This window comes from Methanobrevibacter sp. (assembly GCF_051877095.1).
Lineage (GTDB): Archaea > Methanobacteriota > Methanobacteria > Methanobacteriales > Methanobacteriaceae > Methanocatella.
Genome location: NZ_JBJEIO010000001.1, coordinates 1 through 23,774 on the forward strand (window position 1 = coordinate 1; position 23,774 = coordinate 23,774).

The window sequence follows — 23,774 nt, forward strand, 5'->3', positions numbered from 1 at the left end:
TCGTTTATCTTTTAAGTGATGAATGAAGTTTTTATATCTTGGAGTAATTGATTTTCTAATTATTTTGTAAATTACGTTCTGAATATTACTTAAGATAATATTCGTTTTAAACTAAAACAGGACATTTATAAAATATTGGATGCAAAAGATTTAAATACTGCTAAAGAACTTAGAAACGAATTAATAAACAAAAAATATACAAAAAACAAGTTCACAAACAAAATTCTTTGGAAATTTGTCATTTTTTACTTCAAAAAATTAACGACACACCTGGAAAACACGAACATCCCATCAACAAACAATAAAATCGAAAATATCTTCCAAAAAGTATTCTCAAAACACATAAAAAGAACAATGAAAATAGAACAAGGACTTCTAGCCAGATTCATGCTAAAACTAAATTATTGGAATTTAAACAATGAAAAAGAAAAAAATCACACAAGTTTTTGAAAGAGCCTAAAGTATATAATATATATATCCTTAAAAATGTAATATAAAATTATACAATTGTTAATTGTACATGTCGAGGTTTTTATATGAAATATGGCGTAAATATGAATTATTTTAAAGTATTAACGATACTTAGTTTATTGTTTATATTTTGTGGTTCAGTTTATGGTGCTTGTGATGCCGATTCGCTTGACATTTCTGGTGTTAAGATTGATGAAGGTTCAGCTATTAGCGATACAACCGCGGTTGAAAATGTTAATGGACCTTCAGGTCTAACCACAAGTAATAATGGTGAGGAAGTTATTGAAGATGCTTCTGTAGATGATATGGGAGATTCTAAAAATGACCCTACGTCTATTCCAGATATTAGTTTAAAAGACGAAAATAACAAAGACATGTCTTCAACTAATCCTGCAGACGTATTTATCAATGAATCATTTAACTTCCAAATGATATTTAATAATTTGGGTGATGCTACTGGATTTCAACCTTATATCCAGTTAATAACTCCCAATGAATTAACACAATTCACAGCTTCATATTCTGATAGAAACATTGTTCCAATAAAAGTTGGAGTCTTTGATAAGAGTACTTATAATCCTAAAACTGGTTTATATACCTTAATTGATCCATTCACTAACAAAGAAGTTCATGGTTCACTAAACAGTACATTTTATATTCTTCAGTATCCATTAGGTAGTTTTACAGTTGATGCACCTAGTGCGATTTTAGATATTACTACAAGCATTGGAGCTTTAGAAATAGGAAAATTACTTAATTTTACTGTTACTCCGGTATTCAGGTATGGAAATAGTCCTCTTGATGACCCGGTGAATTATCCTCCAATTTATGGAAAAACCGTCACTGGATGGGTAAATCCAGTTGTTGTTAAAATAGATAAAGATTCAAACCTTCATGAAGATGAAACTGCTACAGGTTCAAATTTCCCATTTGAGTATAATATTAATATTAACATAGCTAATGGTGCAAAAATTGAAAATATTACAATTACTGATGTGCTTCCATCTACTATAATGTATTTGGGCAGTCCAGTTTTATATGACTCTAAAGGAAGGATTATAGACCCTAGTTTATATACTATTGAAGAACCCGACGGTAAGAAAACCGGCGGAAAAATAATTTTAAAATTAAAAAAGGCTATTGGAGATTTAAATAGTGTAAGTCTTAGTTTGAAATATAAAGCATATGCTCCGGAATTTGATAATAGTACATCTAATAACATTACAATTATTGATTCTGAAACTGGCATAGGCACTACTGCTACAAATACTGCAAGAATAGATTATACTTATGCAAATAATACTTATGATGCTTCAGATAGCTATAATGTATTTTTAAAATCATTAGCTACACAAAAATATGCAGAAATTTTAAATACTGATGCATTTTCTGTTGTTCCTTATAATTTAATTACTTATACAATTGATTTTGAGATTTCTGATTATTTTGCTTTTGATAATTTAGTGATTAAAGATAAATTTGATACTCATAAAGTAGGTTCAGCTCAAAAATTCTTAACTGATAATAAACCTGTTTTATCTATTTATGGAAAAACATATGAATTAAATGAAGATTATTATAGTATCGTTTCTTTAGAAAATGTTGATAAATCAGTTACATTTTATATTTCAAAATTCTTAAAGGATAACAATATTGGTACAAGCCTAATTGGAGGATACTATACAAATAGAAGTGTTAATGAAGGTGCAATGGTAGGATCTTTAAAATTTGTTACAAAAGTTATTATTCGTTATTCAAATGGATCTTCTGTTGTATCAAACGATTTGGTTATTAATACCATTGAAACATCAGCTACTTTATTAAATACAGCCAATAAGGTTTCTGATAACAGCCGTACAGACTTAATAGTCCCGAGCGTTTCACTTAGGAAGGATATTATTGCAGTTGATGGGGAGGTTATAAATTCCGCTGATTTTTATAAAGTTTATCCTGGTCAGAACATAACTTTCGTATTGGATATTCATTTCCCTACAGGTTCTGTAAATGATTTTATTGTCACTGACTTTTTACCAATACCATTATTTAATATAAACGGATTCAATCCTGTTAATTCCACTACAGGAATACTTCCTAAAGTCGGATATTGGTCTTATGCAAACAATAGTGGATTTTTATACCATGAAAAAACCGGTAAAGTCATTATTCCTAAAATTAATGTGGATACTGCAAATAATGCAATTTCATTTGATTTTGGAGACACATTAGATAACCTTGCTAATCCGGTAGATATAAGATTATGGTTTACAGTTCAGGTATCCTCAGAACCTATGGCAGACCAGCTTAATCTGGTTAATCTTGCTGAAATGAAATTTAAAGATTCTGTTGAAGAGGTATATGTAGGTTCAAATATTGTATTAATGCTTACTAATGAACCGGAATTAAAAATTACAAAAAATGTAAATGATACAAAAATTTTAGAAAATATTGAAAATGCAACTGATGTTAAATATAATATAACTATAACTAATATAGGACATTCTGATGCTTACAATATACTTGTAGCAGATGATTTTGTCAATTCAACAACATCTGGCAGAATTACAAAAGCGGATGTTAAATCTGTTAGTTTAGTTTACTCAAATGGAACTGTTGTTGATATTACTGACTTTAAAGATGAATTATTCACAAAAGGATATATGATAGCTCAATTAGCTAAAAACACATCTTGCAGCATTGTATATACTGCTAGATTTAATGAATATCTGATTCCAAAAGAAAGTATTATTAACAATGTATGGATTACAAACTTTGCAGCATTTCCTAAAGGTACAAACTTTGTAACAAACAGGGAAAAGTACAGGGACAATGCAACAATCATGGCTAAAGGATTAGAAATTACAAAAGAATTTATCGGATCCAATGTTACTGACAATAAGAATGTATTATTTGTTGGCGAAATTGGAATTTATGAAATCACAGTTAACTTGCCGGATTTAAGAGTTCCAAACTTAGTTATCAAAGATAACTCATACGGAATCAAGTATACAAACTTTACAATAACTACCAGTGATGGTCTTGTTGTTCCTGAATATGAATATGCAGTAACCTACACTCCAAGTACCACTCACCCTGAAAGAAGTTATTTAACCATTAACTTTAATGGAGATATTGTACCTGCATATGCTAAGAATAACCAATTAATCATTAAGGCATATTATGCTGTTGTCAATAATGAAGATATTATTCCTGCCACTGCAACCAGTGCAACAACCAGCAACCATGCAAGTATTAGCTGGACTGATAATACAGTAACTTCAAATACTGTCAATGTTGATGTATATCAACCCAAAATAGACATAAATAAGATATTCGAACCTAATACTGTTCAAGGCGGAGACGGATCCAGTTTCACAATCACCATTAATAACAATGGTAAAGGTACTGCTTACAATACTACCATTACAGATGATTTAACAGAATTTATCAAAACCTTTGTAAATAGTAGAAATGATATTGAGGCAACTGTACTTGAAGGTAATGAAAGCGGTAAAATCATTTTCAACTGGAATAAAGACGTGGCCAGATTTAATGTTGGCGAACTTTTAGCCGGCAAAAGAGTTATTGTCAAATTCACATTCAATGTAAAAAATGATGTTGTTATCGGTAAAGAATTTAAAAATATGGCCAAAGTAGAATATTATTCTATTTTCAATGAAACCAAATTCGATGAAAAAAGAAATTATTCTAACCAAGCAACCAGTACTTTATATACTTATGATGCAAAGGTAAATAAAACAGTATTTAACACAACTATTGCAAACGGTAAGGATAAGGTAACTATTGGCGAAAATGTAACTTACAATATAACTGCGATATTGCCTGTTGGAAAATACAATACTTTGGAAGTTAAAGACATTCTTCCGGAAGGTTTTAAATACAATGGCGGCACAATTGCAGTTTACAAAGGAAATAGTCAGAATAAAGCAATTGAAGGCGGAGATTATACAGTAACTGTAAATGAAAACATAATAAAACTGACATTCACTTCTGAATTTGCATATGAAATTATTAAAGAATATGGTGGCAAATTCCAAGTATTTTTAAATGCTACAGTATTAAATGTTAACAATAACAAAGCAGGTGCTGTTAAAACTAATAAAGCATCACTTACTTGGAATGGACATGAATCAGTATCTGATGCCTCAGTCACCGTTGTTGAACCTAAAGTGGATATCACTAAAAAATTTAATGTAGAGACAGTTGTTGGTGGGGATGAAATATACTTTGACATTACCATAACCAACAATGGCAAATCCCCATTATTCAACATAACAATCAGCGATGATTTAAGTGATTTAATTAATAAGTTTGTCAATGGTAGTATTGATGTTACCTCAAATGAAATTATTGTAACTCCAACATGGAACAACAATACTGCAAGCATAAATATTGCAGAACTTGATATGGGCAAATCATTAACTTACAGATTTACCTTTAAAATAAGGGAAGATGTAGTTATAGGTAGCACTTATATTAACGTAGCTAATGTAATAGGTTATTCTGCACTATCTGAAGGTAGAAATTATACTAATGCGGCAAGAGATAGTTTCACTACCGAACTTCCTGCTGTTGCCAAATGGGTTATTGACACATCTATTGGTCACAATAAGGATTATGTAACTATTGGTGAAAATATAACTTACGGCATTAATGTAACTTTGCCGACAGGTAATTATACAAAATTAGTAATTAAGGATACTTTACCTCAAGGATTTGAATACATTGTTGGAAGTGCATTTTATGCAAATGGCACCAAATTAGTAAATGGTAGTGACTGGACAATAAATGTGACTAATAACATTATAACTATTACAATTAGCAATGTTCACTCCAGTGACTTTGCAGATGGCATTTTATCCATTAATTTAACTGCCAGGGCTACAATATTTGACCAAACAAATATAGCAGGAGCCATAAAAGTTAATAATGCAGATTTATTCCTAAATGATAAAAACATTGATAAATCCAGTGCAAAAGTCATAATTGTTGAGCCTACAACTGACATTACTAAAAAATTCAATGTAACTGAAGTTGAAGGTCAAGACCATGTTTCATTTGACGTAGTTGTCAAAAACAACGGCAAATCCTCATTATTTAATGTAACTATCATTGATGAGTTAGATGGGCTTGATTTATTTATTGGTCAAATACCAAGTGCCGATAATGTAGATATCAAAGTAACTGATGCAAATGGCGAACCGGTTGATGCTAAAATCAAATGGATATGGCCTCATGTTGAAATTGATGTAGCCAAAATAAATCCTGGAAATGCAATTCATGTAAAATATTCATTTATTGTAAGATCAGACATTCAAATCGGAAGCCAATATGTAAATACTGCTGAGGTTGTTGGATTTTCAGCACCTGACCATGGTAGAAATTATTATAATTATAGTGAAGATACATTAAAAACTAAAATGCCTACTATTACTAAACTGGTAATTGAAACTACACTGGACAATAATGACGGCGACAAGTTTACACCGACCATCGGTGAAAATGTAACATACCAAATTACAGTAGTGCTGCCTAAAGGTAACTACACTAATTTACAAGTTAAAGACATCCTTCCAACAGGATTCGAATACCTTGAAGATTCAGTCATTTTATCAAACGGCACAGTAATTAGTGGTGTTGAGGTAGATGGAAACATTCTAACTATAAACTTCGGTAACACTTCATCTTTAAAACATCCGAACAATATTATATTTAATTTATCTGCTGTAGTCTTAAATGATTCATCCAACAAAGCACAGGCATTTAAAAACAATCATGCTGAATTATATTTAAACAATACAAAAGTAGGCAGTGCTGATGCTGATGTTAAAATAGTTGAGCCTGAAATAAAAATTTCCAAAACTTCAGATAAGACAATCTATGAATACTATGAAAATGCAACTTATACAATTACTATTAGAAACATTGGATCAGGAGCAGCTTACAGCATCAGTATTCGTGATGTATTGCCGTCTGGTTTAAAATACACAGGTATTAATTCAAGTTCCAAATCAGAAGGTTGGGTTGTTGAATTTGATGAAGAGTCAGGAAACTTCATTATTGATGGTCTTAACTTAACTGCAGGCGATGAATTTACTTTTAAATTTGTTGTTTCATTTGTTAATTATACACAAGGAGGAATTATAGAATCTCCAATAGGCAAATCATTTAAAAATACGGCCAATATTGTGTATTATTCAATCAATGAATCAAATAATAGAACTTATAGCGATTCTGCATCCACCAGCATTCGTGTTACTGAAGCTGAACTTAGTGTAAGCAAAACTACTGAAATTGAAGCAATAGCTGGAAATGACATTGTTTACACAATTATTGTTGCAAATAACGGACTGGATAAAGCTCAAAACGTCAAATTAAATGAATATTATTATTCAGATTATTTAACTAATTTAGAATACTCCTTTGATGGTGAAATTTGGAATGTTTACAATAATCCTATTGATTTAGGCAGCATTAATTCCGGAGAGTCTAAAACCGTATATATTAGAGGACACTTAGACGCCGGTGCTGCTGACGGTGAAATATTAAACAACACAGTTAGAGTCAACACCACTACCGGTGAATTGGACTTAAGTGATAATGAAGCTACAAACATTAAAAATGTTATTGCATTGACCGAATTATATGTTGCTAAAATTAACACAACTTCAGCTATTGCCGGTTCAAATATTATGTATGAAGTAGTAATTACTAATAATGGACCGTCATATGCACGTGAAGTATTTTTAAAAGATGAATTCAATGCCACTGAATTAACTGATATGAAATATTCATTTGATGGTCAAGTATGGCATGATTATAATGAGGCTATAAACATTGGTCTTCTAACTGATGGTGAAAGTAAAACAATATACTTCAGAGGAGTAATTCCGGCTGATAAACGTGGAAATATCTTAAATAATGCAGTTATCAACTCAACTACTAAATTAACAGAAAATAGTAAATTGGAAGATGATGTTACTGTTGAAGTAAAATATGACACTACTCTGGTTGTAGTTAAAGATGCTGAAACAAAAGAGTTAAATCCTGGCGATACAGCCCATTTCATTATAACTGTTACTGCCGGAGGATTGTCTGACTCATTAGAGGTATACTTGAGAGATATTTTGGATAATAAATTATTGGACATAAATTCAGCTAAATACTCCATAAATGGAGGTAATTTAAATGATTTTAATGGCAATGTTTATTTAGGAAAAATTTCTACAGGAACAAGTGTTGTTGTTGATATTTGGGTTAAAGTTTTAAGCACAGCCGATAAGGACATTTTCAACTTGGCCAGCGTTACCAGTGATGAACATCCGGAAGGCATTGAATCACATACTATCATTCATGTAAGAATTGTTGATTTAAGTGTAAGCAAGGATTCAAATAATGCCAATCCAAAATATTTGGAAAATATTGAATACACAATTACTGTAACAAATGACGGTCCTGACATGTCATTCAATGTTACTGTTCGTGATTTGCTGCCTGTTGGAGTGAAATTCATCAGCACTGATGGTGAATATGATTATGATACTGGTGTTTGGTTTATCGGTGATTTAAACAGTAAAGAAAGTGCAACTTTAAAAATCATTGCTCAAATTATTGATGTAGGCAAGATTACAAATAATGTCAATGTTACTGGAACCGGACATGACACAAACTTAACCAACAATAATGATTCTGCAACAGTAAATGTTCAGGAATGTGTTATTTTAGATGTTGCCAAGATAGCCAATTCCAATGAAATTGTTGCTGGTGAAAGTGTTGCATATACTGTTACTGTTACTAATAAGGGTCCTTCACTAGCTAAAGATGTTGTTCTAAAAGACATTTACAATCCTAAGGATTTAATTGGATTGCAATATTCATTAAACGGCAACGACTGGTTGGATTATACTGGGGCTATTAATCTGGGAGATATTGGTGCAAATGATTATATGACTTTGTACTTTAAATCAAAAGTCAATGCTTCTGCCCGTGGAGATGTTTTAAATACAGTGAATATTGCCACCAGTGTTGAGGATGCAAGAGGTAAATTCAGTGATGATGAAACAGTTAATGTAATTGCCGATACTACATTAACAGTAGTCAAATATGCTGAAATCAAAGAGTTAAATCCTGGCGATACAGCACACTTCATTATTACCGTAACTGCTGAGGGGTCATCTGATTCATTAAATGTAAACTTAAAAGATATTTTAAATAATGAATTGCTTGATGTTAATGAAGCCCATTATTCCATTAATGGTGTAGATAACGGTATGTGGACTGGAAGTTTTGATTTAGGAAATATGCCTACAGGTACAACACTAACTGTGGACATTTGGGTTAAAGTTTTAAGTACTGCCGATAAGGACATTTTCAACTTAGCTAATGTTACCAGTGATGAGCATCCTGAAGGCAGTACCTCCAGCACTACCATTCATGTAAGAATCGTTGATTTAAGCGTTGAGAAGACTTCAAACAACACCAATCCTAAGTATCTGGAAAACATTGAATACACAATTACTGTAATCAACAAGGGCCCTGACATGTCATTTAATGTTGCTGTCCGTGATTTGTTGCCTGACGGTGTGAAATTCATTAGAACTGACGGCAATTATGATCCAGTTACAGGTGCCTGGTTTATTGGTGATTTGAACAGCCAAGAAAGTGCTACTTTAAAAATCACTGTACAGGTTATTAAAATAGGAAACATTACAAATAATGTCAATGTTACTGGAACCGGACATGACAACAACTCAACCAACAATAATGATTCTGCTACCGTAACCGTTCCTGAATCAGTATTGATGAACATAGCAAAAGTCGCAAACCAAACAGTTATTGTGGCTGGTGAAAATGTAGGTTACACAGTTGTTGTAACAAATTATGGTCCTTCCGATGCATCTGATGTAATATTAAAAGACATATTCAACACCAAGGAATTACTTAATGTCAAATATTCCTTAAATGGTGAAGATTGGTTTGACTACAGTGAAGCTATTAACCTGGGAACTATCAACTCCGGAACTGACATGACAGTCCATTTCAAAGCTAAAGTTAACGGATCTGCTCGTGGGGATATTTTAAATACAGTTACTATTACCACCAGTGTTGACGATGCCAGAGGCAACTTTAGCGATGATGAAACAGTTAATGCAATAGCTGATACTACTTTGATTGTAGTTAAAGATGCTGAAATTAAAGCACTTAACCCTGGAGATACAGCACATTTCATCATAACTGTAACTGCCGGTGGGTCTTCAGATTCATTAAATGTCAAACTGGAGGACATTTTAGATGCTAATTTGTTAGATGTTGATTCTGCAACATATAGAATTAATGGCGGCGATTTAACTAACTACGCCCAAATCATCTCTCTGGGAAATATGCTTACAGGCAATCAGGCAATTGTAGATATTTATGCTCCAATCCTAAATACAACAGGCCAAGACATTTTCAACTCTGTAACTGTTGCTAGTGATGAACATCCTGAAGGAAACACTTCAAATACTTCAATACATGTAAACATTGCAGATATTGAAATTATTAAAACAGTAAACAACACCTCTCCGAATTATGGAGATAAAATAACTTACACAATAACTGTAAGAAACAATGGTCCTGATAACTCAACAAACATCAGGGTATCTGAAGTATTGGCAGACAATCTCAAATTCATTTCAGCTGATGCTTCTAAAGGACATTACGATTTAACAAACAGTATTTGGGCAGTAGGTAACTTAACCAACAATGAAACAGCCAGACTGGTTATTACTGTAAAAATAGTTAAAACAGGATTCATCCAAAACAATGTAAGTGTAAACGGAACCGGTTATGACCCTAACTTAACCAACAACAATGCAACTGTAAATATTACTGTTCCTCAAACAGCAGATTTATCTGTTGTAAAAATAGTAAATGTCAAAACAGTGACTGTTGGAGATAAGATAATTTACACCATAATTGTTAAAAACAATGGTCCGGATACAGCATTAGGTGTTTATGCAGTTGATAAATTATCCGATGCTCTTAAATTTGTTTCATATAAATCAAGTGTAGGAACATATAATCCAACAACAGGTATTTGGAAAATTGGCAATTTAACTAATGGAAGCACTGCTACATTAGAAATTACTTCTATTGTTTTAAAAACTGGGGCAATATCTAATGAAGTATTTGTAAATGGAAGTACAGTTGACTTAAATATGTCCAATAATTATAATAATATTTCAATTACTGTAAATCCTATTCCATCTCCGGTTCCTGATCCTGCAGGTCAAGGTACACCTGGTGCTGAAACAATGCCAAAAGCAGGAAATCCAATATTTGCATTGTTAGTTGTTTTAGTCTTTGCAATTTTCGGATTTGGTGTTTCTAGAAAGAGAAAATAAATTCAAAGGATTTTTTTATAAAATCCTTATTTTTTTTATTTATTTTTTAGCTGAACTAGTTTCATCTATTAATTTTTACTTTTTTCATTCTTTAAGTTTTAAATATTGAATATGCATTCGATTTTTTTGGTTGCTTTAACACATATGCTGGTAAATTATCGGACGGTATTCAAATCTATTTAATTCCATCATGATTGGAATTTCAGCAGCAAATTCCTTGCTTCGAGATTCATATTCTATTCTTTAAAATTGAAGATGGGACGCAAAATTTAACTAATTTCTATTTTTAGAAAAATTTTGTTTGTTTCTTATTTTTTTAGTTATTTTTCATGTTTATTTCATTATAGATTCTTTTTAGGTTATGTCCGATTGCATATAGTTTGAATTCAGCATTTACTTGTTTTAATCCTGTTGTTGTGAATTTTGTTAAGTGCATGTTTTGTTTCATGTTTGCAAATGGCAATTCTGCTGTTTTTGATCTTATTTGTAGATTTCTTGCGCTTCAGAAGTTTCCATTTTCCGTTGCATTCTTATTTTGGAGGGATTTCCATAATCGCTAATCGTTTTATATCGTTGACTTTTTACGCAATGCTCTTGTACTGAACATGACTTACATTCTTTTGTCCAATAAGTAATTCTTGGCTTGTTTTTGTATTCATATTCTTTCACACAGTATAATGGTTGTCCTAATGGACAAATATATGTCTTGATTTCGTTATCGTAATTAAAATTATCTTTGGAAAATGGTTTTTCGGTTAAATTGTATTTCTTTTCTTTTCTTGAGAATTTTCGTGAAGATATGTAACCATCTAAACCTTCTTGTTCGAGATATTCAGTGTTGATGTCTGTGGAATATCCATTATCAGCACTTACTTGGAAATTAGACAGTATTTCGTTGTATATTTCGCTTAAATTTGATTTTACTTCTTCTATTTCTGGAATAAGTTCGTGATGATCGCTTGGATTATTGGTAATGTGTGATGCGATTATTATTCATTTGTGTTCGTCTACTGCGATTTGTGCATTGTAATCAAATTCCCATCGTCCTTTTTTATTCTTCATAAACCTTGCATCAGGGTCATTTATGCTAATAACGTCTTTTTTTAGATTCATTGAGTTTTTCTTCAAGCGTTTCGACCTTTTTGAGAATTTTTTCTGGGTTTTCTTCTGCTTGTTTTAAGAGCTTTTTACTGGAAGCTCTTAATTTATCTTTGTTTCTATCATCTTTGGAAGATTTATTGACTTTTTCAAAGACTTCTTTGAATTTTTCTTCATTAGTTGATGTTTCTGGAACAGAATTCCCGGATTCTTCACCTAATTCTTCATCTTCTTCTTCGTCTAGTTTAATGCTTTTTTCAAGATGTTGTTTCATTATTTTTAATTGCTGTTCGTTTGTCAATTTGTTAATTGATGTTTTTGCTTTTATTTTAGTCCCATCAACACTTACATGATGAATTTTAACTAATTCTTCTTCGGTTGCAATTTTTATAGTCATTTTAAAAGCTTCATCAATCAGATCAGAATAATCACACTTAAATCTCAAAATTGTACGATAACTAGGATGCTGCATGCCTGCTAAATACATATAACCAACATCTGTTTGAGTTCTTCGCTCAATCTCACGTGATAATAATCTTCCATCAAAAACACTCATCAAAACTAGCCTAAGCAATAATTCACGAAGATAAGCAAATTCTCCAGCGTATCAGCAAACTCACGGTTTGCTTTGGAACAATCAATATGATCAGCCACATTTTTAATAAAATAACATGGATGGTCTTTTGGAATCAATTTCCTCAAGTCCATAGGCACCAACATGGTCTGATTAAGTTCTGAATATTACTTAAGATAATATTCGTTTTAAACGTATGAGTACGAAAAATTATTATTCAAACCTATAAATCCAGTTCCTGAAATTGATATGGACTCATTCTTTTTAGATAATCAAAATATTAGAGGAGCACGTACAATCGCAGGAACTATATTGGAGAAAAAACAAATAAAAATACAGGGAAAAATTATTCTAAATTGGGAAGAATTGCATGCTGTAAAAACATATAGTGGACATTTCCATAAACAAATTAATGGATATGTCCGAAAAAATAGTGATTGGGAGAAATATTTCGAGAACCAATTAAATAAAGAATTCACAGAAGATGAGATTATAAAAGAAATTGAAGATTTGATTGAAGACCCTGATTCAGCAATGAAGAAAACACCAAGTTTAACTCAGAGTATGACCAAATGAAATAAAGTTAAGGTTTTTATTGCTTCAGTCGTTTCATTGGGTTTAAATCAAATTATCTTAAGTAATATCCAGAACTCACTTGAAAATTAATTTAACACTATTCATTTAATTTAAACCTTAATATATCATCCCAATGCCTTCTTAATACAATTTCACATTCTAGTTTGTCTAAATCATATGCAATAGACCATTGAGTATTACTTGCAATATCTTCAGGTTTGGGTCTTGTGCTGATGCTTTTAATGCTTTCCATACATCAGTTATTCCATTTCCACCATTATTTATTACATCCATTATGGAGTCATACCTTTCTTTTCCTTTTCCATATATTCCATTTACTCTATTTGGTTTTACTTTATCAATATACATTCCATAGAAATTTGTTGCAGCTTTAAATTTAGTAACAACCATTGGTCTTTCTTCTTTTTCAGGATCAAATTCCACTACTCTACCATCCCCAGTCTTATCTGTTATATAGAAATGATAATCCCTCCCACTCGTAGATAAAATATCATATTGTTTGATTAATTTTATCGCTTCTTCTGTTGTTTTAGCTTTATCTAAAATTAATCTAATTAATACAGTCGTTAATAAAATAGGTTTCCCAGTTTTTTGAATTGTTGGTTTGCTTGTTTGTGTCAATACAGCTATTCCAAGCCCCTTTTCATTAATCCCATCTAAACAGATATATGGTGAAATTAAACATAATGCTTTTGTTCCCATGCTTATTTCGGGATCATTATTATAAATATGATTTAATGCTGCAAATCCTATTGATTTATATCCATTTTTAGGATTACATCTTACAAGTAGTGCTGATGAATCAAAAGAGAAATCATAGTTCCTTCCAAATAAAAATTTTTCATCATTTGGCATTGTAAATGCTGAACATCCATAATTAGGAATTTCCAATTCCAATTCTACTCCCGGAAGAGCATCTGCGAAGGTTAATTCCATCATTTGTTGATCACTTATCTCTCCTTCGACAATTGGAGTTACCTTATCGATATTATAATCATATTTTATTTCTATAGAATAAAGATTATAATCATTATATTCAGTAAGTTTTTTAATGCTTTTAATTGATTCCATTCTATCTTCTGATAATTCTAACATTCTTTCATCCTATTAATATTTTTTTTATATTTATAAAAAAAAGTTCAATGAATACTGACTAATTTTAAATATTTCACCATTCCATATTTAAAGTTTATGGAAAATTACCCCTCACCCTAATTTAAAACGAATATAATATAAGAAATCAAGTCTGAAGGGTACTTAGAGGATATTAAGTTTAAAACGAATATTACCTCAAATAATATTTAAAACTGAAAGATTAATGAGAATACAGTAAAACCATAAAAGTTGATAATAGCATATTTATATGGTTGAGTTATTACCTACCCATTCTTCAGAAATCATAAAATTATATAACTCTTTAATTTTTTCGCTTATGAATTGATTATCCTCATCAAAAACCTGAATCAAAACAGGGACGCCATACACTTTTCAGTTTGAATAAAATTACCAGTTTCATTACTTAAAAAAATATATAGAATATACTATTCTCATTTAAAATTTCAAAAAATAAAGTTTTAGGAACTCTACCCCACGCCTTTGATTAAGTAATTTACTTTTGCGAATTTTAATAATGTTTTTCCATTCTTTTTTTATATCCAATGACCCTTTCAATGGTTTCTATTTCTTTATATAATATAATAGACACCCTATTCGTAGCAGGGATCAATGCAAATGCATTAACAGCAATTGGAATATTTCCTCCAGTTTATATGCTGATTATATCAATCGGACAAGGTTTAAGTACAGGAATGATAAGCATAATGTCAATTACATAGGAGCAAATGAAAAAGAAAAAGCAAATAATGTCTTTTGGCATGGGATTTTAATATCCCTTATAATTTCAATAATCTGTTGTATTTGCATTTTTTGGTCTTAAAGAACTATTAATTATCATGGGAGCAGAATATGTAATAGATCTTACTATGGATTATGCTCAAACAGTATTTGCAGGAAGTATTATAATAATTTTAAATACTGTAACAATTTCATCTTTAAGAGCAGAAGGAGATATGAAAAAAGCATCAAATATTACCATTTTTGGATTTGTTTTGAATATAATTCTTGATTACTTCTTAATATATTTCCTTAATTTTGGAATTTGGAGAGCTGGTGCTGCAACAATACTATCCACATTAATTGGAACAATTGTTGTTATATACTGGCTATTTGTTAAGAAAGATACATACCTACAAACTAAATGGTCTCATTTTAAATTTAATATGAAATATATAAAAAATATACTATCTTTAAGTATTCCAGCTATTTTAGAAGGGTTTGTAATGAGTTTTCTATTTATATTTGTTAATATGATGTTAATAGTAGCTGGTGGAGACATCCATGTTGCAGCATTTACAGGATCTTGGAAAAATACTATCCTTAGGAATGATACCTGCAATAGGAGTTGAAGCAGCTATTTTAACTATTTCCGGATATTATTTTGGAGCTGGAAATTATAAGAGAATTAAAAGCATATATAAATATTCAATTATATTTTCCACAACCATCTCAATCATAAGCTATTATCCTATTCATTTTTGCAAACCAAATTTCATACTTATTCACATTATTAAATGGAGATAAATCATTAGGTTACTTAATAACAAATATCATAAGATTATTTGGAATTTATATAATATTTGTTCCACTTGGTCTTTCATCAACCGCAATGTTTCAATCAGCACAAAAAGGATTTACTTCTTTATCTTTAGTTATTCTAAGAGATCTTTTATTATCAACAATTTTTGCGTATATATTGGGAATTCTATTAAACTTCGGAGTTTATGGAATTTATGTAGGAATCATACTTGGATGATTGTATCTTCCATATTTAGTTATTTCTACTTTAATTGGTATTTAGATAAACTTAAAAATAATTAAACACTAGATTTAATATTATGAAACCACAGTTTAATAAAGAGATGTTAAATAATAATTCATTAGATTCTTTAATATCTATAATCGATAGAAGCTTTAAAATCGCTTGTTTAGATAAATTTGATGAATTAAATTTAACTTTTCATAATTATATGACTTTAGAATTTATATAATCATGAAAATGTAATTCAAAAAGATTTAGCTAGGCTATTCCATAGAAATCAAAGTACAATAACCAGATATATTGATAAATTGGAAAATAAAGGATTTGTCGAAAGAATTCATGATGATAATAATAAAAAAAAATAATATTATCATATTAACTACTAAAGGCCAAAAAGCTGTAGAGGAAATAAATAGTTTTAAAAAAGACTTGGAAAAGGATTTAGTTTATAATTTCACAGAAAATGAAAGAGAAATATTCAAGAAACTATTAAATAGGTTAATTCATAATTTTAATAGTTATATTTTCAAATAATCCCACAATTTATATTTTCTAAAATTTTATTATAATAACAGTACTAAAAAAAATATTTATTTTATATGTATTGGTGGATTTTCTTCTTGTTTTTCATGTGACTGTTTAGCTAGTAATTTTAACCATGCATTATCAATTTCAATAAGCAAGTAATTTCAACATCTAAATAATCTTACTTCTGTTGTTGAATATCACTAAAGCATATGATTAAAACTAGAATTAAGTATTATATAAAAAGAAAAGTAGATAATTATTTCATCTAGTGTTTTTGGAAACATTTCTTCAGATATTTCTTGTCTTCGTTACTCATTCCAATAGCTTCTGCGATTTTTAGAACACAAAAATCTATCATTCATACATATTAACTTCGCTGATAAACTCCCCATCTTGGTATCAATATTTACAATAGTCATGGCTTTTAGATAATCATTTTTCAGTTCAAAATCATTACCACTCATTGACCTTGTACCTAATTGAGAAAATTTCATATTTTCAAAATTCATAATAAAACCACTTGTTGTGCGCAAGCCATATATAACTTTTCACTAATCATTTACCAACTTAAAAAAAAAAACATCTAATTATTCGCCCTTTTTTAAAATGTTTTGAATATAACATTTAAAACAAAAATTAGCTTGTAAACAGGAACATAACAATCATAGACAGATGAGTTTGAGTTTATGTAAAAACTAAAATTTAACATATTTATATTTTGAAATCAAAAATTAACATATTATAATTATGGATGTTTTATTATGAAAGTGACTTTAGTTAATCCACCACAAACTGCATCTAAATATAAATTCATGGGTGTTATTGCACCACCTTTAGGTATTGGTTATATAGCAGCAGTTTTGCGAGATAATGGAATTGATGTTAATATTCTTGATGCTTCTGCAGAGGATATGGATTTTAAGGAATTTTCAGAAGAAATCAAAAATAGAAGTCCTGACATCATTTCAATATCTGCACTTACACCAACAATAAATAAAGCTTTAGAAACAGCTAAAACAGCGAAAGAAGTGCTTCCTAATTCAATTATTGTAATGGGAGGATATCATCCAACTTTTGATTTTGAAGAAACATTGAAAAATGACTTTGTTGATATTGTTATTCGTGGCGAAGGAGAATATGTTCTTAGGGATTTAGTTGAAACTATTGGAAATAATGGCAATTTAAGGGAAGTTAGAGGAATTGTCTTTAAAGAAGATGACAACATTGTTTTAAATCCAGATGCTGATTTGATTTATGATTTAGATGCTCTTCCATTCCCTGCTTTCGATTTAATGCCTATGGACAAATATAAACTTTTAGACATGGATACTCACATGGCAACTATGATTACAACAAGAGGATGTCCTATGAAATGCTCCTTCTGTTCTTCTGCTGCAATGCATGGTAGAAAAATGAGACAACGTAGTGTTGATAATATTTTAGCTGAAATTGATTTTTTACGTGAAAAATATGATATTGATACTATTGCATTCATGGATGATACATTCACATTAAAAAAATCAAGATTAATGGAATTTTGTGATAAACTTAAGCAGAAAGATTATGAGATTATGTGGGGCTGTACTGCTCGTGTTGATACTTTAGATGAAGAAGTACTTAAAAACATGAAGGAATCTGGATGTATTACTGTCTTTATGGGTGTAGAATCTGTAGATCAAAACCAGCTTGATTCAATGGATAAAGGAATTACAGTTCCAAAAATTGAAAATGCATTTAAAATGTCAAGAAAATTAGGAATTAGAACAATAGCTTCTGTTGCCTTAGGCATGCCTGGTGACACTAAAAAGATTATGAATAAAACAATTAAATTTGTCCATAAACTTAAACCGAATTATGCTATTTACAGTTTATCTACACCATATCCTGGAACAAGATTTTATAAAGAATCCTTTGAGAAAAATTTAATTAAAGTAAAAGATTGGTCTAAATACACATTAATTAGCCCAATTTTAGAGACCGCAGACTGTTCTTTAAAGGATCTGAGGAAAATGCAGACTAAAGCATTTATAAAATTTTATTTAAGACCACATTATCTTTTAAGTCAATTTAGACAAGATGGAGCGTATTTCATTAAAACAATATTTGGTGTAATTAAAACAGCATTAACTAAGAATAATGATAAGAACTCTGGAAAATAACATGAACTTAATGTAAAGTTTAATTTCATCATGCAGCATATCGATGAAGACCTTTGACTTTCCTAAATTAAAAAGTGGAATTGAATATTCCACTTATATTTTATTTTTACTTTTCAAATGAGTTCTCACTTTTCTGTAAATATAATATTAACATTAATGGTGCATGACAATGATACGAAAAAAACAATAAAGACTTATTGAATTAGATTTATAATTATGTATTATATTTCACTGATGAAAATGACACTTCAACATTGACATGGAATAGCACACAAAAAGATGCATGGAGATTCCTGCAGTCTATTCCACAAAAGGAAAGGGTTCAGAAATACGGATTCTTTTCCAGCCGTTCACACTTTTTTTGTGGTATCCTTTGATGATGTTAAGCAAGTCTTGGAAAGAGGTTTATCTCTGAGTTAACATGCAGCAAAAAAAATCTACAGGCAAAACTCAAAAATCAATCGTGAAAATTAGAACATGACTGATGTTAGAGGAGTATATCCTGATGCTACATTGGATGATACAACTGAAGAAAAGTTTCTGTCTAACATGATGTTTAGATTATTAAATACAGGTTTTCTTGCATAATAAATCATCAGGTTTTATTATTCCAAAACAATTAATGCAACGGTTGGGAGAGGCAATTTTCCATCTTGAACCTATTTCAGATAGATTCTCATCTATTTTAAAATTCTTTAATTTGAGACTATATACATCATCATCCATAGTGATAATATCTGACTTGGAATTGACTGCGACACCCTTATTATGACGTTTATTCATGGACGTATTGCGTAACGCATTAGGCAACACTACCTTAAAAAAACGCCCCTCAAAAGTGCGTTGGGGATATTTGTAGTCAAATACATATGAAGTCCAAAGCTTTTTGCCACAGGAAGTGCAGAATCTGTTTGCATACGAGTTTTTTGCATTGCATTCATGACATTTTATATCTCTGAATAGATACCTGCATTTGCATTTAATCTGACCCTTTTTATATGCTCTTCCACAGTTAAGGCAATATGGTTCGCAATTGTCATTCATCTGTTTAATCATATCATCATCAACAGGCAACTTTTTGCCGCAGTAAACACAGAATTTATGAACATCATTCATCTTATGACAGTTAGGACACATTATTTTATCTGACATTTATCTACCCATATTCTTGTTTTAATTCTAATAATTGATTATATTCATTTTCAGCAATTTTTAAATCTGTTTCTCCACCAATTCATTCATCAGTATATTTTCCTCTATTACATTTTTACATAAAGTTTGTAAATTATCAATATCATTTGTTCACCCATTTGCTACGGGAACAATATGATCAATCTCTAAAGTGGCACCTTCATCTCTACTAGCTCCACATTCTCTACATCGATATCCATCTCTTTTGAAAACTTCATGTCTTACTCTATCAGGAATTGGTTGTTTACCTTCCCTTTCACTTAATTGTTCTCCACAATAAGGACAACGTGGAAAATCTACATCCCCTAATACTCTACCACAAGAAGTACAATATTTTTCCATCATATCACCTTAGTTATATTCTTTAACAGAATTAATCAAATTATCCATATCCTCAATTACATCTTCAATATTAGTTTCTTCAGATAATATTAATTCATTAGTTAAATCATCAATTTTACTAATTAATTGTTTAATTAATTTCTTCCTAGAATCTATTTCATGTTTAGTTTTTTCAGTTGGAGTTAAAATATTTAATACTTCAATTTGAGATTCAACAATATCTCTGCAATTATCTAAAACATCATTAAATTTAGAATTAGTTAATTGTGGTGCAGGGAATTTTTTCTCAATCATTTCCCTAGCTATTTTTTCTTTACTTTCAAACAATAAGAATAGTTCATCATCATTGGATAATTTTTCTTCATTGATATGCTTTTCTTCTTTTTCAATAGTTTGTTGATATCTTGGATCAGCATAATTTTTAATATACATAACATAAATATAAGATCCAACTATACTGAGTATGATTAATAAAAAGAACAATATTCCAATTAAATTATCAATAATTAAAGCTAAAATATCAAAAAACAATAAAAAAAACTGCTACACCAAAGCACATTAATTAAATCTCCATTTACAGTTGTTTTATCTGATTGAGTTCCAATACCTCTTTTTAACCTAATTCTAGAAGATTCTTTTGATTCAGGAGCATACATTAAAATTTCATCATCGGAAAGTATTCCGGTTTAGGCTCTAAAACAAATCTATTACGAAAGCCCCTAATCATAGGAACAGGGTTTCCTTCACAGTCTTTAGCTCCTACCACCCTCAATGAAAAGTTACCAATTTTTGGATAAGATATAGGAGTTGTTAGCCGAGTAATTTCTTTTTCTTTTATTTCTTGAAAACGCTCGTCATCATTCATATATATAAGATTATTAATCTTTTTATATAAAGGTGTGACTATTTTATTATCAAATAAGAAATAAGTAAATACTCTTTGTAATCAGTTAACTGACATTTATTTTTCCTATAAACATTTTCACTTGGAATAAATTTGGAATAAGTTTGGGATATCTTAGGAAGAGGGATTTAAGTATTAAATCCAAGGATATTCTTATTCCTGGCAGTTCTAGTAATCAAAGTTTTAAAAGAAATTATTGAAAATGTACCTGAAGATTATGAAGTTCACTTCACTAATGGAAAGAATGTTTTTACAGTTAATGATAAATTTGAAATTGATGTAAGTCAGAAGAAAATCACATTCCAAAAATATTAAACGTTATTTGTCTGACAATCTGCAATCAATACTTACTTTAATATAGTCTCATTACCAAAACATTATATATTAAATCATCATATGCTCTACTTGATTGGTGGAAACTTACTCACATTTGACAAATTTAATATATTCGTTTTGACCAATTTTTATATGAGCATTTTATACAAAAAGTGTCGGGTAAACAAATATGTCAAGTATGAGTAGTGTTGCAGGATTATCTAAATATATTAAAACCTTACCAAAAGCTAAGTTCTCAATAATGGGAATGCTCATTATCAGTTTTATCATTGGAAGTACATATTATCTAATAGATTTAAATTCAATGGGTATTTTAGAAAATATTATTGCAGGAGGACTATTTGGCTTAATTGTATTTGGGATTTCATCCATCATGAGTGGGGCATTGAATCAACAAACAATTAGTGTTGTTCATGGAATTAACTTAAAAATCAAACATTCAATGTTTTTATCTGCTCTTTCAATGACCATACTTGGAATAATTATAATTATCACAGGCGTAATCTCTCAGATATTACAAGTAAACCTCTTTTTAAACTCAATGTTATTTGGTTGTGTTTTAATCTATGGATTTAACACATTAGTGTTCTGGGCTACATCTAAGGTTAGGTTCATGACCGCTGCAGTTACTGGTTTAATCCAGCCATTACTCATACTTGCAATGTACACTTTAATCACATTTTTATTCGTTGATACAAGCTTTTTAGGTCCTATCATTTTACAGATCACTATAAAAGCAATAATTGCAGCAATAATATTTGTTATGGCGATATATGCATTTATTAAGGTTATTGCATCTCCATTTAAGAAAAATTTAGGAATAGGTGTTTTAGATTTATTAAGTCTATTTATTGCTCATATGAATGAAGGATCAAATTCTCTTGAAGGATTATTTGAAAATATGAGTGAAGCTATTGATACCATTGTTACCTTTGTTAGTTTTAAAACTGAAAATGGGATAAAAGCATTATTCATATCACCTTCTGTTCATCCAGGACCTTTAGGAGATCTTGGAGGTTCAAATATGCCGACTATTTTAGCAAACAAATTTGATCATTTTACAATGGTTGCTCATGGACCATCTACACATGATTTTAATCCAATTGCAGTATCTGAAATTGATAAAATTGAAAAATCCGTGAAAGAAGGATTAGAAAAAGTAGAATACGCCCCAAATGCAAGTAAATTTGTGAGGTATACTTCTCAAAAAGCGAAAATTGGTGTTCAATTATTTAATGAGGGTATGGTTATTTTATCAACTTTTGCTCCAGATGCAGTTGATGATATTGAATTTGGTGTGGGATTAACAATGATGACTCAAAGTAGAAGCCATTGTAATGTTAAAGATTCCATAATTGTAGATTGTCATAATTCATTTACTCCTGAAAGTGGAGAAATTTTACCTGGAAATTCAGAAGTTTTCCAAATAATTGAGGTTATTGATACAATCGATCCAAATCAAGAAAAACACGAAGTAAAAGTAGGCTGCTATGAAGATAAAATGGAAACACTAGATAAACATGAAGGTGTCGGAGATAGTGGTATAAAAACAATGATTATTGAAGTTGATAATCAAAGAACAGCATATGTGCTTTTTGACTCAAATAATATGGAAATGGGATTCAGACAAGAAATCATTGATGCAGTTAGTGATTTAGAAATAGATGAAATCGAAGTAATGACAACTGATACACATACAGTAAATACACTTTCAAGAGGATATAATCCTGTTGGAATTTCAAAAAGACCAGAAATCATAGAGTATGTTAGAATAAGTATAAAAGAAGCAATAAAAGATTTAGAAAAAGTAGAAGTTGGAACTGGAACTGAAAAAATTAAAAATCTTAACACATTCGGACCAAAAAATTCAACTGAATTAATTTCAACAATTAGTTCAGTAGTTGCCGTGAGTAAAATTATAGCTCCAGTATTATTGATTACAGCATTATTAATCGCATTTATATGGATATTCTTTGGTGGTTTATAAATAAACTGTAAAAAGAGTATATGCTATAACCCATACAAAATAGAATGGTGCGATTCCATCCCATAACCATTGGGAAAATCCTGAAATCTCATCACCAGCCATTTTTTGACAAGCTTGGCCAATGAAATACAATACGATTAGTGCAATGAAGAATGCAAAAACATCATTCTTAAATCCGAACCAACCTAATGATAAAGCGGCAGAAATAAGAGAAGCAAATAAAGCTGCGACAACATGAATACTTGTGATTTTAATAGTTGTGTCCATTGATATCCTCCGTTAAATTAAATATATTAATATAATTTT

Annotated in this window: 16 protein-coding genes and 2 pseudogenes; 9 read left to right on the forward strand and 9 right to left on the reverse strand. The window is 30.2% G+C overall.

Translation table 11 applies throughout. The annotated features are described in order from the left end of the window. Window positions 1–135: 135 nt before the first annotated feature. Both ACI389_RS00005 and ACI389_RS00010 read left to right on the forward strand, forming a co-directional pair. Complete coding sequence (locus ACI389_RS00005) at window positions 136–450, forward strand: hypothetical protein (RefSeq protein WP_439779517.1); 315 nt, start codon at window positions 136–138, stop codon at window positions 448–450. A gap of 104 nt (window positions 451–554) precedes the next feature. Continuing rightward, complete coding sequence (locus ACI389_RS00010) at window positions 555–10,874, forward strand: isopeptide-forming domain-containing fimbrial protein (protein ID WP_439779518.1); 10,320 nt, start codon at window positions 555–557, stop codon at window positions 10,872–10,874. A gap of 316 nt (window positions 10,875–11,190) precedes the next feature. Here ACI389_RS00010 and ACI389_RS00015 read toward each other — a convergent pair whose 3' ends face one another. Further along, the gene (locus ACI389_RS00015; protein WP_439779519.1) at window positions 11,191–11,322 is read right to left on the reverse strand and encodes a transposase; all 132 of its coding nucleotides are present in this window, start codon (window positions 11,320–11,322) and stop codon (window positions 11,191–11,193) included. Window positions 11,323–11,961: 639 nt separating this feature from the next. Beyond that, a complete protein-coding gene (locus tag ACI389_RS00020; protein ID WP_439779520.1) occupies window positions 11,962–12,528 on the reverse strand; it encodes a transposase in 567 nt (188 codons plus the stop codon). A 267-nt stretch (window positions 12,529–12,795) separates the two neighbouring features. Between ACI389_RS00020 and ACI389_RS00025 the strand changes: the two genes are divergently transcribed. After that, window positions 12,796–13,122 carry a hypothetical protein gene (locus tag ACI389_RS00025; protein WP_439779521.1) on the forward strand — a complete coding sequence of 109 codons (327 nt, stop codon included), beginning with the start codon at window positions 12,796–12,798 and terminating at the stop codon, window positions 13,120–13,122. A gap of 168 nt (window positions 13,123–13,290) precedes the next feature. Here ACI389_RS00025 and ACI389_RS00030 read toward each other — a convergent pair whose 3' ends face one another. Beyond that, the gene (locus tag ACI389_RS00030) at window positions 13,291–14,238 is read right to left on the reverse strand and encodes a linear amide C-N hydrolase (protein WP_439779522.1); all 948 of its coding nucleotides are present in this window, start codon (window positions 14,236–14,238) and stop codon (window positions 13,291–13,293) included. 563 nt (window positions 14,239–14,801) lie between these two features. Between ACI389_RS00030 and ACI389_RS00035 the strand changes: the two are divergent. From ACI389_RS00035 to ACI389_RS00055, 5 genes and pseudogenes are all read left to right on the forward strand, one after another. Next, window positions 14,802–15,608, forward strand: a pseudogene (locus ACI389_RS00035) (MATE family efflux transporter). Next, complete coding sequence (locus tag ACI389_RS00040) at window positions 15,586–15,783, forward strand: MATE family efflux transporter (RefSeq protein WP_439779523.1); 198 nt, start codon at window positions 15,586–15,588, stop codon at window positions 15,781–15,783. Before ACI389_RS00035 ends, ACI389_RS00040 begins: the two are co-directional and overlap by 23 nt. A gap of 85 nt (window positions 15,784–15,868) precedes the next feature. Then, window positions 15,869–16,015, forward strand: coding sequence for a hypothetical protein (locus ACI389_RS00045; RefSeq protein ID WP_439779524.1), 147 nt, complete (start codon window positions 15,869–15,871; stop codon window positions 16,013–16,015). A gap of 239 nt (window positions 16,016–16,254) precedes the next feature. Beyond that, window positions 16,255–16,386: pseudogene (locus ACI389_RS00050) on the forward strand (MarR family transcriptional regulator); the annotation flags it as partial. A gap of 924 nt (window positions 16,387–17,310) precedes the next feature. Next, complete coding sequence (locus ACI389_RS00055) at window positions 17,311–18,708, forward strand: B12-binding domain-containing radical SAM protein (RefSeq protein ID WP_439779525.1); 1,398 nt, start codon at window positions 17,311–17,313, stop codon at window positions 18,706–18,708. A gap of 564 nt (window positions 18,709–19,272) precedes the next feature. Here ACI389_RS00055 and ACI389_RS00060 read toward each other — a convergent pair. The 5 genes from ACI389_RS00060 to ACI389_RS00080 all read right to left on the reverse strand — a co-directional run bounded on the left by ACI389_RS00060 (window position 19,273) and on the right by ACI389_RS00080 (window position 21,106). Then, the gene (locus tag ACI389_RS00060) at window positions 19,273–19,860 is read right to left on the reverse strand and encodes a hypothetical protein (protein WP_439779526.1); all 588 of its coding nucleotides are present in this window, start codon (window positions 19,858–19,860) and stop codon (window positions 19,273–19,275) included. Between the two features lie 150 nt (window positions 19,861–20,010). After that, complete coding sequence (locus ACI389_RS00065) at window positions 20,011–20,244, reverse strand: hypothetical protein (RefSeq protein ID WP_439779527.1); 234 nt, start codon at window positions 20,242–20,244, stop codon at window positions 20,011–20,013. A gap of 6 nt (window positions 20,245–20,250) precedes the next feature. Beyond that, complete coding sequence (locus ACI389_RS00070) at window positions 20,251–20,772, reverse strand: hypothetical protein (protein ID WP_439779528.1); 522 nt, start codon at window positions 20,770–20,772, stop codon at window positions 20,251–20,253. After that, window positions 20,754–20,897 (reverse strand): hypothetical protein, encoded by a 144-nt coding sequence (locus ACI389_RS00075; RefSeq protein ID WP_439779529.1) that lies wholly within the window; start codon window positions 20,895–20,897, stop codon window positions 20,754–20,756. The genes ACI389_RS00070 and ACI389_RS00075 overlap by 19 nt, the downstream gene beginning before the upstream one ends. After that, window positions 20,897–21,106 (reverse strand): hypothetical protein, encoded by a 210-nt coding sequence (locus ACI389_RS00080; RefSeq protein ID WP_439779530.1) that lies wholly within the window; start codon window positions 21,104–21,106, stop codon window positions 20,897–20,899. The genes ACI389_RS00075 and ACI389_RS00080 overlap by 1 nt, the downstream gene beginning before the upstream one ends. Before the next feature lie 544 nt (window positions 21,107–21,650). Here ACI389_RS00080 and ACI389_RS00085 point away from each other — a divergent pair. Then, entirely contained in the window at window positions 21,651–23,468 is a 1,818-nt protein-coding gene (locus ACI389_RS00085; RefSeq protein WP_439779531.1) for a DUF2070 family protein, read from the forward strand. Here ACI389_RS00085 and ACI389_RS00090 read toward each other — a convergent pair. Further along, window positions 23,463–23,735 (reverse strand): hypothetical protein, encoded by a 273-nt coding sequence (locus ACI389_RS00090; RefSeq protein ID WP_294005469.1) that lies wholly within the window; start codon window positions 23,733–23,735, stop codon window positions 23,463–23,465. The two genes, ACI389_RS00085 and ACI389_RS00090, sit on opposite strands and share 6 nt — an antisense overlap. Window positions 23,736–23,774: the final 39 nt, after the last annotated feature.